This is a genomic window from Streptomyces sp. NPDC041068, assembly GCF_040647455.1.
Lineage (GTDB): Bacteria > Actinomycetota > Actinomycetes > Streptomycetales > Streptomycetaceae > Streptomyces.
In genome coordinates, this window is the sequence record NZ_JBEZCG010000013.1 from 263,592 (window position 1) to 278,124 (window position 14,533).

General features: G+C 70.9%; 10 protein-coding genes. 1 reads left to right on the plus strand and 9 read right to left on the minus strand.

Going from position 1 to position 14,533, the window contains the following annotated elements; translation table 11 throughout:
* Positions 1-8: 8 nt before the first annotated feature.
* The 8 genes from AB0B50_RS29400 to AB0B50_RS29435 form a co-directional block, all read right to left on the minus strand.
* On the minus strand, positions 9-1,985 hold the full coding sequence (locus AB0B50_RS29400) for an alginate lyase family protein (protein WP_362338427.1): 1,977 nt from the start codon (positions 1,983-1,985) through the stop codon (positions 9-11).
* A complete protein-coding gene (locus AB0B50_RS29405) occupies positions 1,982-4,156 on the minus strand; it encodes a bi-domain-containing oxidoreductase (protein ID WP_362338430.1) in 2,175 nt (724 codons plus the stop codon). The genes AB0B50_RS29400 and AB0B50_RS29405 overlap by 4 nt, the downstream gene beginning before the upstream one ends.
* An 18-nt stretch (positions 4,157-4,174) precedes the next feature.
* Positions 4,175-6,097 carry an asparagine synthase (glutamine-hydrolyzing) gene (asnB, locus tag AB0B50_RS29410; RefSeq protein WP_362338433.1) on the minus strand — a complete coding sequence of 641 codons (1,923 nt, stop codon included), beginning with the start codon at positions 6,095-6,097 and terminating at the stop codon, positions 4,175-4,177.
* Between the two features lie 3 nt (positions 6,098-6,100).
* On the minus strand, positions 6,101-7,672 hold the full coding sequence (locus tag AB0B50_RS29415; RefSeq protein ID WP_362338436.1) for a Wzz/FepE/Etk N-terminal domain-containing protein: 1,572 nt from the start codon (positions 7,670-7,672) through the stop codon (positions 6,101-6,103).
* On the minus strand, positions 7,669-9,036 hold the full coding sequence (locus tag AB0B50_RS29420; RefSeq protein WP_362338439.1) for a Wzz/FepE/Etk N-terminal domain-containing protein: 1,368 nt from the start codon (positions 9,034-9,036) through the stop codon (positions 7,669-7,671). The genes AB0B50_RS29415 and AB0B50_RS29420 overlap by 4 nt, the downstream gene beginning before the upstream one ends.
* Positions 9,033-10,313 (minus strand): glycosyltransferase family 4 protein, encoded by a 1,281-nt coding sequence (locus tag AB0B50_RS29425; protein ID WP_362338442.1) that lies wholly within the window; start codon positions 10,311-10,313, stop codon positions 9,033-9,035. The genes AB0B50_RS29420 and AB0B50_RS29425 overlap by 4 nt, the downstream gene beginning before the upstream one ends.
* Positions 10,303-11,619 (minus strand): nucleotide sugar dehydrogenase, encoded by a 1,317-nt coding sequence (locus AB0B50_RS29430; RefSeq protein WP_362338445.1) that lies wholly within the window; start codon positions 11,617-11,619, stop codon positions 10,303-10,305. The genes AB0B50_RS29425 and AB0B50_RS29430 overlap by 11 nt, the downstream gene beginning before the upstream one ends.
* A gap of 92 nt (positions 11,620-11,711) precedes the next feature.
* Positions 11,712-13,190: a sugar transferase gene (locus AB0B50_RS29435; protein ID WP_362338448.1), complete on the minus strand. Its 1,479-nt coding sequence runs from the start codon at positions 13,188-13,190 to the stop codon at positions 11,712-11,714.
* Positions 13,191-13,892: 702 nt separating this feature from the next.
* Between AB0B50_RS29435 and AB0B50_RS29440 the strand changes: the two genes are divergently transcribed.
* Positions 13,893-14,291: a nuclear transport factor 2 family protein gene (locus AB0B50_RS29440; RefSeq protein WP_362338451.1), complete on the plus strand. Its 399-nt coding sequence runs from the start codon at positions 13,893-13,895 to the stop codon at positions 14,289-14,291.
* On the opposite strand, the gene AB0B50_RS29445 is transcribed toward AB0B50_RS29440, so the two are convergent.
* Positions 14,266-14,529, minus strand: a complete 264-nt coding sequence (locus tag AB0B50_RS29445) for a hypothetical protein (RefSeq protein ID WP_362338453.1) — start codon at positions 14,527-14,529, stop codon at positions 14,266-14,268. The two genes, AB0B50_RS29440 and AB0B50_RS29445, sit on opposite strands and share 26 nt — an antisense overlap.
* Positions 14,530-14,533 lie beyond the last annotated feature (4 nt).

The following is a 14,533-nucleotide window of genomic DNA, read 5'->3' on the forward strand; positions in this document are numbered from 1 at the left end:
CGCCCTCCCTAGCCGCAGAACCTGAGTACGGTGGTGAACCCCTCCGCGCCGTCGGCGAAACCGGTGCCGACGAGCGTGGTGGCGGGTTCCTTGCGCCCGAAGCCCGCGGAGTACCAGCCGAGCGGCGGGTCGCTCTCGCCGCGATGTGCCTGCCAGGACAGTTGCCCGGGCAGGTCGAGCACCGCGGAACGGTCCTCGCCGTCCCGCGTCCAGGTGAGGACCGCCCAGTTCCCCACCAGGTCCGCGGCGATCGCGGGGCCGAGGTGGAACGCCAGGCGCACGGCCCTGCGCGGGCCCCGCACCTCGTCGACCACGCGCAGCTCCTGGTTCGTGGCGGTCAGCTCCACCCGGCGGCGGTGCACGGAACGCTGGTAGCCGTCGTGCTCGGCGCACCAGCGGGCCGTCCCCCCGTCGGAGACGTCGGCCGCGTCCGCGACCAGGACGCGACTGCGGGCGTGCCGGGTCCACAGGAACGGGCCGCCGGAGACGGACTGGTCGTCGCCGTCCAACTGCAGGGTGTTGTGGCCGAGGGTCGACCGGAAGTACTGCCGCCACTCGGGCTGCCCGTGGTAGCAGTACGTACCCGGGTCGGCGAGCACGTCGACCCCGTCGTGCCGGACCTCGACGGACAGCGCGTCCGCGTGGGCGTGCGCGGCGATGGAGAGGAAGCCGTGCGGACCGCCGTCGCAGCGGCACCAGATTCCCTCCGGGCCGCGCAGGATGGTCATGCCCGCGTCGGCGAAGTGGCCCGGCCTGCTGGCCGGGCGGGACACGGCCGGTGCGGTGCCGTGCTTCGCGTACGGCCGGACGAGCGCGGCGAGCAGCGGGGTGCGCACGTCGGTGCCGGTCACCTCGGGCCACCAGTCGAGCCGGCCGAACACGGCGTCCCCGGTGGCGAGGAGCGAGGCCCAGCGGTCGGTGCCCGCACCGTCCACGATCAGACCGTGCCCGTCGTCCGAATCCCCCTGGCGCGGCGGCCGCAAGCGGTCGTCCACGATCGCCGCGAGCGCGTCCGTCATGCGCAGCAGCACCCGCCGGATCGACACGGGGACCGACACACCCGCGGCGTCCGCCTCGGCCACCGCGGCCAGGCCGAGCTCGAGGACGAGTCCGTGGTACTCGGTGGCCAGTTCGCGGTTGAGGCCCGACTCGAAGGTGTTGCTCCGCAGATGCCGCTCGAGCGACTTGAGCGCACCGGCCCGCCAGCGCGCGGACGAGGGGAACCAGCCGAACGCGCAGGACGCGGCGAACTGCCCGGCCGCCTCGGCGACGATGTGGTTGTTCGCCGAGGACCCCCGGCTGGGGAAGGCGGCGAGCCAGCGCTGGTGGTGCCAGATCTGGTTCAGCGCCACCGGGTTGCCCTCGAAGAGACCGGCCGCTCCCGGCCAGCCGTCGAGGAGACGGCGGATCCACACCCAGGACAGGAGCCGGATCCCCAGCTCGATGCCGCTGGTCCAGTGCACGCCGCGCAGCGGGGCGTTGGCCGCCCACCACAGCCGCAGGTGCTCGGCCACGCGCTCGGCGTACCGCTCGTGGCCGGTGATCGCGTAGGCGGCGGCGAGCACGGTGAGGTACTGGTGCCGGGACAGCTCCCAGATCTGCTTGATGTCCCCGACCGCGTCCTCGTTGCGGTACGGCACGTCGAAGGCGTAGCCCCATGGTGCCCTGCGCCCGGTCTTCGGGTCGTACCACCAGTCCGGGTCGACCAGGTCGTCGCGTTCCACCCCGAAGAACTCGGCGTGCCCGGCCATCAGCCGGTCCGCCTCTGCGATCAGGCGTTTCGCGGCGTCCGCGGGCACCGCCGCGAACGTCTCGGCGGACAGCACCGCGGTGAACCGGGCGCCGGTCACGCTCGGGCAGTCCGGCGGCGCCGACCGCCAACGCCGCCTGCGCACCGCGTCGCCCACCCGGCCGCCGACCTCCTGCGGCCCCATCCGGGACAACCGCCGCAGGTACCAGCCCGCACTCCCCGAGCTCACGGTCATCGCGCCCGCTCCAACGTCACGGGCGCGCCGCCGGCCAGGCCGGTCCGCACGGCGAGCGTGGCAGCGGTGGTGGCGACCAGCGAGTCCAGCGGCACGGGCATGGGGCCGCCGGTCCGCACGGCCTTGACGAACGCGGCCAGTTCGGCGTTCTGGCCCTTGTCCCTGGCCTTGGGCAGCCGCGAACTGACCCACTTCTTGCGCCCGTACACCGAAGCGCGCACGAAGTCGTCGAGCCGCAGCACCTTGCCGTCCGCGACCAGGTCGAGCGTCTCCTTGGGAAAGCCGGGCGACCCGGTGGTGACGTAGCTGATGGTGGCGGTGGACCCGTCCGGGTAGCGCAGCAGGACCTGGAGGTCCTCGTTGCCGGGTGCGGCGACCGCGTACACCGAGACCGGGTCGGCGCCCAGGAGCCAGCTCGCCGTGTCGATGAAGTGCCCGCCCTCGCCGGCGAACCGCGTTCCCTCGGTGCCCTGTTGGAGGTACCAGCTGCCGTGCTGCAGCCGGCCCGCGTTGACCAGGTAGCGCAGGCTCGCCGGACCGGTCCGGGCGCCGAACTGCTTCTTGGCGTCCTGCAGCAGAGGAGCGAACCGGCGGTTGAAGCCCACCTGAAGCCGGTCGTTGCCGGACTCCTCCACCGCCGCGAGCACGCCCGCCAGTTCGTCCTCGGTGAGGGCCAGGGGCTTCTCCACGAACACCGCCTTGCCGGCGAGGAGCGCCTTGCGGGTCAGTTCGGCGTGCGAGCTGTGCCGGGTGACCACGAACACCGCGTCGACGGACTTGTCGCCGAGCACGGCGTCCAGATCGGTGCTGGCCTCGGCGAAGCCGAACTTCCGCTTCGCGTTGACCCCGGAGAGCGCCGTGGTGGTCACGACCGTGGACAACTCGACGCCGTCGCGCTGCGCCAGGTGCGGCAGCAGCATCGACGTCGCGTAGTTCCCCGCGCCGATGAACGCGAGGCGCACCGGCGACGTGACGGAGCGGGCAGGAGTGGACGCCCGCACGTTCACCGCGGGCACGGCCACGGCCGGGGCCTCGGCCCCGGCCGTGTGCTCGGGGTACCGGAAGAGCACGGCGACGGCCTTCAACTCGCCGTCCTTCAGGCTCTGGTACGTCTTGACGGCGTCGTCGAAGTCGGCGACGTGGGAGATCAGGGGGTCCACGTCGACGCGGCCGCGGGCGACGAGATCGAGGAAGCACGCCAGGTTGCGGCGCTCGGTCCAGCGGACGTAGCCGATCGGGTAGTCGCGCCCCTCCAGCTCGTACTCCGGGTCGTAGCGCCCGGGGCCGTAGCTGCGGGAGAACCGGACGTCGAGCTCCTTCTCGTAGTACGCGTTCCACGGCAGGTCCAGGCGGCACTTTCCGATGTCGACGACCCGGCCGCGGTCCCGGCTCAACTTGGCCGCAAGCTCGACGGGTTGGTTGCTGCCGCCGCCGGCGGCCAGGTACACCTGGTCCACGCCGTGGCCGCCGGTGAGCTCGGCGACGGAGGCCTCCACGGCCGCGGAGTCGGGATCACCGCAGGCCACGGCGCCCAGGCGCTCGGCGAGCTCGCAGCGCACCGGGTCGGGGTCGACGCCGACGACGCGGACTCCCGAGGCGGTGAGCAGCTGCACCACCAGCTGGCCGATCAGGCCGAGGCCGATGACGAGGGCCACCTCGCCGAGCTGGGGCTCGCCCTGGCGGACCCCCTGCATCGCGATCGACCCGACGGTGCCGAAGGCCGCGTGCCGCGCCGCGAGACCGTCCGGCACCGGGGTGTAGAGGTTCTGCGGCACCCAGTTCACCTCGGCGTGCAACGCGTGCTCATTGCCCGCGCAGGCCACGAGGTCGCCGACCGCGACATCCTCGATCCCGGCGCCGACCTGCTCGACCACCCCGCACAGCGAATAGCCGAGCGGCGTGTAGGAGTCCAGCTTGCCCATCACCTTGCGGTAGGTGGCGGGCACCCCGTTGGTGGCCACGCTCTGCATGACCTTGGCCACCTGGTCCGGGCGGGAGCGGGCCTTGCCCACCATCGACATCCCGGCCTCGGACACCTTCATGAGCTCGGTCCCGGTGGATATCAGCGAGTAGGCGGTCCTGACGAGGACACCACCCGGCTTGCACCCCGGCACCGGAACGTCGAGCACCGCCAGCTCGCCGCTCTTGTAGTTCTGTACAACCTGCTTCACCCGAACTCCTCTGAATTCCTAAGCCGTTAACCGAGTGCTCTGACCGGACCCAGAGGTCGCGTCGCGATACCAGTACTCAAGGGTCAGCACATGCCACAGATGCTTGGAGAAGTCCCGCTGCCCGGCGGCGTCCTCCGCGACCATGCGCGCCAGCGCGTCGCGGCGCAGGAGCCCCGAACTCACGAGCACGCCGTCGTTGACCACCTCGCGCACCAGTGGCGCGAGATCCCGGCTCATCCAGGCCCGCAGCGGGGCGCTGAACAGGCCCTTGGGCCGGTACACGATCTCCTTGGGCAGGATCGAGGTGGCCGCCTCCTTGAGGACGGCCTTGCCCTGCCGTCCGACGATCTTGCGATCGCCGGGCACCGCGAACGCCGCCTTCACCACCTCGACGTCCACGTACGGCACCCGCACCTCGGTCGAGGCGGCCATGCTGGAGCGGTCCGTGTACGTGAGGTTCAGACCCGGAAGGAACATCCGGGCGTCGCCCAGGCACATGCGGTTCACGAAGTCGTCGAGGTCGTTGTCCTCGTAGACGTCCGCGTGTTCGGCCAGCACGTCGTCGACCGCCCCGGCCAGGTCCGGGGAGACAAGGGCGAGCAGTTCCTCCTGGTCGTACATGGTGTAGCTGCGCCGGAACGCGGTCTCCTCCGGCAGCTCCGCGAAGGACAGGAACCGCTTCGCGAAGCGCACCGACCGGTACCCCCGGCGGGCCGAGGCCACCGGCAGCCGGTCCACGGTCGCCGCGATGCCGCGCCGCAGGGGCCGCGGAACGCGCTGGTAGCGCAGCGCGATCAGGTTGGCCAGGTGCTTGCGGTACCCGGCGAACAGCTCGTCGGCGCCCATCCCCGAGAGCATCACCTTGACCCCGGCCTCCCGGGCGGCCTGGCAGATCAGATACGTGTTGATCGCCGCCGGGTCGCCGATCGGCTCGTCCAGGCTGTACGTCATCTGCGGCAGCAGGTCGAGCACGTTCGGCGCGATCTCGATCTCGTGCAGGTCGACACCGAACCGCTCGGCCACCTGCCGGGCATAGCGCAGGTCGTCCGGCATCGCCTCGAACTTGGCGTCCTCGGCGCGGAATCCGATCGTGTAAGCGGAGATCCCGGGCCGGTGGCGGGCCGCGAGCGCGGTCAGATAGCTGGAGTCGAGGCCGCCGGAGAGAAAGGTCGCCACGGGTACGTCGGACAGGAGGTGCTGCCGGGTCGACTCCTCGACGACGGCGGCCAGGTCCGGCTGCTCGGCGCCCCGGGCCTCATGGGCGACGTCCCGGAGGTTCCAGTACCGGCCGCGCTCCACCCGGCCGTCCGGCCTGCACCGCAGCCAGCTCCCCGGCGGCAGCTTCTCCGCCTCGCGGAAGGCGCACCGCGAGTCCGGCACCCAGTAGTAGAGGAGCGAGGCCACCAGGGCCGCGTGGTCCACCTCCAGACGACCGCCGGTCGCGGTGGCGAGCGCCTTGAGCTCGGAGGCGAACACCAGACCCTCGCCCCGCCGGAGCAGGAACAGCGGCTTGATGCCCAACTGGTCACGGGCGAGCACCAGTTCACCGGTGCGCTCGTCGAAGATCCCGAACGCGAACATGCCGCGCAGCCGGGGCAGACAGTCGGTGCCCCAGCGCCGCCAGGCCTCCAGCAGCACCTCGGTGTCCGAGGTACCGCGAAAGCGCACTCCGGCGGCCGCCAACTCGGCCCGCAGCTCGGGCGCGTTGTACAGCTCGCCGTTGTACGTGAGGGAGAGGCCGCCCGAGACCATCGGCTGGGCGCCGGTCTCGGACAGGTCGATGATGGCCAACCGGCGGTGCCCCAGGTGCACTTCGCCGTCACCGGCGGGATGGCTGTACCGGCCCGCCCCGTCCGGACCACGATGGGCGAGGGTGTCGGTGAGCCGGTCGGTCACGACCTTCCCGTCCGGCCACCGGTAGGTGCCTGCGATGCCACACACGTCTTACCGTGCCTCCTGGTCGGTGTCCGGGACGCGTACGGCCCATGACGGCCGCTCCGTCCTCAGCTGGCCCTCCCCCACTGCCTCAGCGACGTGGGAGGTACCCCCTTCGTTCTGCCGGGCGAGGCGCTCGCTGTGGCCCCGCAGCGCGATGTGCAGCCCGTCCCACAGCGTGCCGTCGGTCCGATCCCGCGGATCGGGGTCGATCAGCACCACACCGATCACCGGAATGCGCTGGTCCGCGAGCTGCCGCGCCACGGTGTGCAGCCATGCGGCGCTGCCGTGCCCGGCACGCACGACGAGCACGGTCTGACCACCGAGGTACTGGAGGTCGGTCCACGCCGTGCCGGGCGCGACCGAGCCGACGCCGATCCTGCGCATCTGACGCGGCACGGCGGCGGCACGCTCGCCGCTGACCACGTCCGGGTCTCCCGGACTTCTGCGGTCGGCGAGCCGGAGTCCCGGCAGACCGTCGATGACGACGACCGGCTCCTCCGTCGCCAGCGCCCTCGCGACGTTCAGGGCGATCACGCCCGTGCTGTGCGCACAGCCCAGTTCGAGCAGCGACACCGGTTGCGATGAGCCGCGCACGGTGCGGACCAGGGTCGTGGTGAGCCGTTCGCGTGCCACCCGGGTCCGCCGCAGCCGCCACGGCAGGATCGGCCTGCGGGGCAGACGGCGCAGCTCCGCGATGACCGAGGCGCCCAGGTGCGCCGCGATCTCGCGGCGCAGCACGGGGCGGTCCGCCACCACCGCGCCGACCGCGGCCACCGCGAGCCCGAGGACCAGGCCGAGGACGAGACCGATCCCGGCGTTGGTGCCCGCGGTCTTGGGCAAGGAGTGCCGCACCGCCCGCGGGGCGTCCACGATCTGGGTGCCCGCGATGAGCTTGGGCGTGCCGATGCGCGCCTCCTCGGCGCGCTGGTCGAAGTCGGCGATCCGCGAGTTGAGTTCGGCCCGGCGGGCGAAGAGCGTCTCGATGCTCGCCGACTCCTTCGGGTCGCTGGTCTCCGGCGAGCGGTCGCCGATCGTCCTGTTGACCTCGGCGAGTTCCTTCCGCATGCGGTCGCGCTGGTCGACCAGGGCCTTGGCCTCGGCCTTCGCGGCATCCCGCATCCGCTTCACGTGGTCCGCGACGAACGCGTCGGCCAGCGCCTTGGCGCGGGCCACCGCGTCCTGTTCGCTGTCGGCCGTCACATCGATCTGCAGCAGGTTGTTGGTCAGGCCGGTGCCCCGGTAGTCCTGCATGAAGTCCTCGGGCTTTTCCGGGGACTTGAGGGACTGCAGGGCCTTCTCGGCGATCCGTGTGGTCCCGAGCAGCTCGACGTCGGTGCGGATCAGCGTTCCGGTGTCGTTCGGCTGGTCGTCCTCGTGCGCCACAAGGATCTTGGTGGCCGCGCTCGGCGGCGGCGGCATCAGGACCGCCACCGCGGCGCCGACCAGGAATCCGAGGAGGGCCAGGGAGCACCACAGGCGGCGACGCCTGCGCACCGCCGCCACCAGCGCGTGCAGGTCGAAGAGCGGGGTGGCGCCCGACGACTCCGACGTCTTGTCCGTCGTCTCGTACGTCGTCACAGCGAACCTCCCCTCGCGTCGTCGCCCACCGCGAGAACCGGTGTGGCGTGCGGCGCCGGCTGACCGGCGTGCCGCGTCGGACGGGCCCGGACCGCACCGGCCAGGACGATGCCGACGACCTCATGTCTGCCGTCCGCGCACGCCTCGGCGATGCCGGCCAGCTCCCCCGCCGTCCAACTGCCCGCGCTGAGCACGACCAGGACGCCCGACTCGGTGCCGCGGTCCGGCACCAGGGGCCGGCACACCGAGACCCCCACCACCCGCAGCAGCGGGTCGCTCTCGGCCTCGGCGACGAGCTGCCCCGCGGCCCGGCGGGCGATCTCGTCGCCCTCCGGTACGACCACGAGCAGGCGCCGGGGGGCCGGCAGCTTCGCCCGGAGGCGGGCACACACCCGCCGGTAGCGGATCCGTGTGTCGGCCTCGTCACCCGACATCCGCGGGGTCGGTACGTCCCACCGGGTGTCGAGCCCGAGCAGCCGGCGGAGCCAGGCCCGCGGGCCGAGGCCCCTCGGCCGGTAGCCGGGCCGTTCCCCGGGCACGTCGACCGTGCCGAGGAGCGTCGAGCCGAGCGCCGCGGCGATCTCCGGCTCGGTCCGCAGCCGGCGGCTCGCCCGTGCCGTGGCGAGATGGCCGATGACCGCGCACAGGAAGAACAACAGCGCGCCGGCGACGACGAGTTGCATCCGCGTCGGCGGCGCCTCGCCGGTCGGCCGGGCCGCGGGGCCCATGACGACCATGTTGGCCTTGTTGCTCGCCGGGTCGGCCTCGTCCAGCTTCTTCATGGCGCTCTGCAGCGCGGTGCGCAGCTTCTCGAGCTCGGTACGGGCCTGCACGCTCTCGACGGTCCGGCCCGGATCGGCCGCCTTGGCCAGGTCGCTGATGCGACGGTTGGTCTGCGCCACCTTCTCCCGCAGCTCCTCGGGCCCCTCCGCCGCGTCGGCGTCGGGGTTGTCGCCCGCGATCCGCGCGGCGAAGGTGACGAACTGCTCGGCCACCTGGTCCGAGAGCCGCTGCGCGCGCTCCGGGGTCTCGGCCGTCCCCGAGATCTTGATGATGTTCCCGTCCGCGGCCTCGGCGCTCACTCTGTCCTTCAGCTCGCTGCCGCTGACACCGCTCCAGTCGAGCGTGTCGGCCGCGCGGTCGACCACCGCCGAACTGGCCGCGATCTCGGCCTGGGTCAGCAGCTCGCGCTCCTCCCACTGCCCCGCGAGGAGTACAGAGGTCGACGTCGTGTAGCTCGGCGGGAACAGCAGAGAGGTTCCATAGCCCACAAGTGCCCCCACCACGGCGACGATGGCGAGAAGCCGCCAGCGCCGACGGAAGATCCGCCCGATCGTGACCAGGCGTATTGCGTCATCACTCAACGCCGCTGCCTCCTCTGTGCCCGGACCGGGTCACCTGCCGGCACCCGAGCACGGTCACGGCAGGCGGCGGCGTAGGCAGCGAGCAGCGACGCCTGCGAGTTCCGCCAGGAGAGCTGACCGCTGATCCGCTCCTGACCCACCTTGCCCATGCGGGCCCGCTCCTCAGGATCGTCCAGCAACCGCGCGATGAGACCGGCGAATTCGGCCTCATCGTTGGCGGGCGCGTAGACGGCGGCGTCACCTGCGGAGACCCTTGCCTCCCGGAGGTCGAACGAGACGATCGGCCGGCCCATCACCATGTACTCGAGGACCTTGTTCATGGTCGACACGTCGTTGAGCGGATTGCGCGGGTCGGGCGAGAGGCACACGTCCGCGGTGGACAGGTAGCGCACCAGGTCGGCGTCCGGGATGCGCCCGGTGAACTGCACCTGCTCACTGAGCCCGAGCTGCCGGGACAGCTTCACCATGTCGTCGAAGGCGTCGCCCGCGCCGACGAACACCGCGTGCCAGTCGGTCCGCCCGTCCTCGTCGCGCAGCTTCGCGAGGGCCCGCAAGGCGTAGTCGACGCCGTCCTGCGGCCCCATCACGCCGAGATAGCACAGCAGATGGGGCTTGCCGCGCTTCAACTCCGGCTCGGGCGGCACCGGGTGGAACCGGTCGATGTCGGGTGCGCTGCGCACCACGAAGACGTCCTCCGGCCGCTTGCCGCCGCGTCGCACCGCGACGTCCCGGTAGCTCTCGTTCGTGGCGAGCACGATGTCCGCGGCCCGGTAGGTCCGCCGTTCCAGCGCGCACACGGCGCGGTAGAGCAGGTCCTTGCCCCGGTCGAACCGGGAGAGGTACAGCTCGGGCACCAGGTCGTGCTGGTCGAAGACGAACCGCGCGCCGCGCCGTGTCAGCCACCGTGCGGGCAGGAACAGCAGGTCGGGCGGATTGCAGGCGTGGACCACGTGCACCGGGCCGACCTTGCGGACGAGACGGGCCGTGTGCCACAGAGCCGATCCGTACTCCCGCAGATAGCCCGCGGGCCCTCCGGTGGCCGCGCGCAACGGGTAGCGGTGGATCCGCACCCCGTCGATCACCGCTTCCGGCTCCGTGTCCCGCTTCTCCCCGCGGGGACAGATGACGTGGACCTCCCAGCCCCCGTCGCGCAGCGTCGTGCACTCCTGCCACACCCGTCGGTCGAACGGCACCGACAGGTTCTCCACCAGGATCAGCGCGCGGCGGCCCCGTCGGCCGCCGCCGGCTGTGTCACCGAACGATGTGTTACCAAGCAAGGCCCACGTACCCCGATTCGGTCCGACGCGCCTCGGCGTCGGGAAGGCGGATGAGGTCGACGATCACCGGTTCTTCGCCATGGGGCAGCGCCGAGAGGACGGCCGGATCCTTGGTGCCGACCAGGCACACCTCGGCGTGGTCGAGCACCTCGTCGACGGAGTCCGCGAGCAGCTGCCCGAGGTGCGGAAGGCGGGTCTCGATGTACTCGCGGTTGGCGCCGAGCAGCCGGGAGAGGCTCACGTTGGCGTCGTAGATCTTCAGGTCGTACCCCTTGCCGAAGAGCCGCTCGGCCAGCTCGACGAGCGGGCTCTCGCGGAGGTCGTCGGTGCCGGGTTTGAAGGACAGGCCGAACAGTCCCACCCGGCGCTTGCCGGTGCGCTCGACCAGGTCCACCGCGCGCTGCAGGTGGTCGGCGTTGGAGGGCAGCACATGGGCGAGGATGGGCACCGAGACATCTGCCCGCTGTGCCGCGTGGACCAGGCTGCGCAGGTCCTTGGGCAGGCAGGAGCCGCCGAAGGCGAAGCCGGGCCGCAGATAGGCGGGGCTGATGTTCAGCTTGCGGTCGGCCAGGAACACGTCCATCACCTGGTGCGAGTCGACGCCGAGCGCCTGGCACACCGCGCCCAGTTCGTTGGCGAAGCCGATCTTGAGGCCGTGGAACGCGTTGTCCGCGTACTTGATCGCCTCGGCCGCCGGCACCGGCACCCGGAACACCTCGCCGGGCAGGCCCTCGTAGAGCGCCGCCACCACGTCGCCGCTCTCCCGGTCGAGCTCGCCGATGACGGTCTTGGGCGGGTCGAAGAAGTCCCGCACGCTCGTGCCCTCGCGCAGGAACTCCGGGTTGACCGCGACCCCGAAGTCCACCCCTGCCGTGCCGCTCGCGTACTTCTCCAGGATCGGCACGAGCAGGTTCAGGCAGGTGCCCGGGAGCATGGTGCTGCGGAACACGACGGTCTGCCGCCCGCCCCGCTCGGCCACCGCGGCGCCGATCTCCTCGGTGACCCGCTCCAAGTACGTGGTGCACAGGCTGCCGTTGGGCTCCGACGGCGTGCCCACGCAGATCAGCGACACCTCGCTGTTCATGATCGCCTCGCGGACGTCACGGGTGGCGCGCAGCGCTCCGCTGCGCACGACCTCGGCGACGAGCTCGCCGATCCGCTCCTCGACCACCGGCGCCTTGCCGTCGTTGACCAGGTCGACCTTCACCTGGTTCACGTCCACGCCGATGACCTCGTGGCCCAGACTCGCCAGGCACGCGGCCGACACACAGCCGACATAGCCGAGCCCTAAAACACTGACCCTCATATTCCGTTCCTCCCCCCAGGCATGCCCTTCCGGCCTGCCTTCCGTGCGCCGGTCGGACGACGCCCCCCACACATTCAGTGGGCCCCTTGCATTCAGTAGGCCCCTTGCCCCTGGAGCACCGCACGCAGCGTCTTCCACAAGATCACTGTGTCCAGGGCGAGCGACCAGTCCTCCACGTACCGCAGGTCGAGGCGGACCGCCTCCTCCCACGGCAGATCACTGCGTCCGCTGATCTGCCACAGGCCGGTGAGGCCCGGCTTGACCAGCAACCGCCGTCGGATGTCCGGTCCGTACGCCGCGGACTCCTCCGGCAGCGGAGGCCGCGGGCCGACGAGCGACATCGATCCGGTGAGTACGTTGAACAGCTGCGGGAGCTCGTCGATCGAGTACCGGCGCAGCACTGCTCCCACCCGGGTCACGCGCGGATCCCGGCGGAGCTTGAACAGCAGTCCCGCGCCCTCGTTGCGGTGGGCGAGCTCGGCACGTGCCAAGTCGGCCCCGACGACCATGGTGCGGAACTTGAAGATGGTGAACTCGCGGCCGTCCTTGCCGACTCGGCGCTGGCGATAGAACGCCCCGCCCCGGCTGTCCGCGAGGACGAGCAGCCCGACGATCACCATCAACGGCGCGAACAGGATCAACAGGAACGCCGCGCCCAACCGGTCGACGACCCCCTTGATCGCCCGGCGCCCCCCGGTGAAGGTCGGCATGCTGACCCGCAGCAGTGGGATGCCGAGCACCGCGTCCACGTGCAACCGCGGTCCTGCCACCTCCATCAGCACGGGGGCCACCACCATCTCGGCATCGCTGCCTTCGAGGTTCCAGGCAAGGCGCTGCAAGCGGTCCGGTGACCAGTGCGGGTCCGGGGTGACCGCGACGACACGGTAGCCGTCGCGGCGGACGTGGCCCGCGACGTCCGCCAGTTGGCCGACGACAGGCACTCCGTCCAGTTGGTCACCGTCGAGCCCGAAACCGTCCGCCGTGCACACCGCCTCCACTCGCCAGCCGAGGTGCGGGAGCTTGCGGGACCGGGTGATCAGGTCGACCACGGTGGTGGGGCTCCCGGCGGCGAGTACCGGTCTCAAGCACCGTCCTTCCTTGCGCTGTTTGTGCAGCCAGAGGCGCAGCAGATACCGCGCGGTCATGGTGATGAGCGCGATCGCCGGTATCGCGACGAAGATCCAGAGCTTGATGTTGCGCGAGGTGAGGGCGATCCCTCCGAGGGCAAGTACGACGGCCGCCGTGAACAGCGAGCGTCCGAGCCTACGGAACTCCTCGGCGCCCTGACCGAGCACGGCCGGAGCCCAGGCGCGGCTCACCGCGAGCGAAGCCAGCACCAGGAGCTCGGTGCCGAATGCGAGAATTCCCCACTTCTCATGCCAGTTGGCCGCGTCCCTGGCCCCGAAGAAGATGCCGATCGACGCCACCACGAAAGCTGTGGCCACGGTATCGCTGGTGACCACGGTACGGCGGTAGCGCTGCTCCCAGTCGACCGCGGGCTGGCTGATGGTCCCGTTCACCAGGCGCCCACGCGCCGACGAAAACGGGTTGACTAATTCCCCCTGCTGCACAGGACCCCCCAGGTCGGCAGTGGTTCAAAAGTTCGCCTCACACTGTTTGTCCACCGGGAGGCTCCCCTGCCCCCCGCGCCGCGCTGTTCCTCCCCTCGAGAGGCCCCCGCCTCCCGCGCACGACATCTCGCTGTTTCAGCGCTGTTTGAGCACACCTCACCCTGGCAGCGGCGAACGGGCATGCCCTGCCAGGCTCTTGAGGTGCATGGGAACCCGTCGAATCCTCGGATGCTCCCCGCACCCAAGGCCCCCTCCCGGGCTCCAGAGAACTGATCACCCCCACGTCCGGCACCGGGGACGCGACTCATGGCTCCCCATGGCACCGGACCTATAGATCACTTTTTGTCGCCTCGTGTCCAACCATCTGAAGCGAAGCACGGTCAATCTAGACCATCGCGGCCGGTCTGGAGAGGGGATGTGTTCAATTTGTGCTCAAGGTTTGAAGTCGGTTCAACCAAATGATGCCGACCCGCGTTGCCTAGACGGCGAAGACATGCCTTGTGACCTGTGATGACGGAATTTCCCGAGGCTCTCGGCACCGGCGGTTTCAAGTCGTACGGTCCCGCTAACTAGGCTGAATTCAGGGCCTGTTCAACATTCCCGGGGCGCGCAGGAAGGCGGCGCGAGCGGGTGGGTGCGCCCCGGGCTCTGCCGTCAGCAGAGCCCGGGGCGCGACGATCACACGACCTTCACAATGAGGGGATGACGACGAAGAACGAACACGCCGCGGGCCTCAGCGTGGCCGAACGACGCCTCCAAGCCGCACAGTTGGCTTCCGATGTCAATGTGCTGGACGAACTCATCGACGACGCGGGGCAGTTCACCGGGCCGGACGGAAACCTCCACTCGAAGCAGGACGACCTTCGGGCACACGCGACCGGGCACCAGGTGCTGACCCGGCTCGACGAAGAAGACCTCCAGGTGCTGGCCACCGCGTACACCGGCGTCACATGGTTCCTCGGCACGCTGGAGGGCTCCGTCGGAGGGCAGCCGCTGGCCGCCCGGATCCGCTACACCCGGACCTGGGTCCGGGGCCGGACGGGCTGGAAGGTCATCGCGGCCCACGCCACGTTCGTCACCGCCGCGTCGGCAGCGCGCTGATGCGAATGTCGTCGTGGTAGGCGATCCGCGTCTTCACGCCGCCCTTCCCGGTGGTCGAGTCGGGCCGGTACAGGCCCCACTTGACGTATCCGAACTCGGACGGATTATTCGGCTGCCAGGTCCGTATGTCCTCGTACGCCTTCTTCAGCTCGAAGTCCTTCTGTCCCGGAAGCCGGGCGGAGAGCTTGTAGGAGCCGGTGTTGTCGTCCGCCCAGCGGACGTCGACGCGGAACCTCAACCAC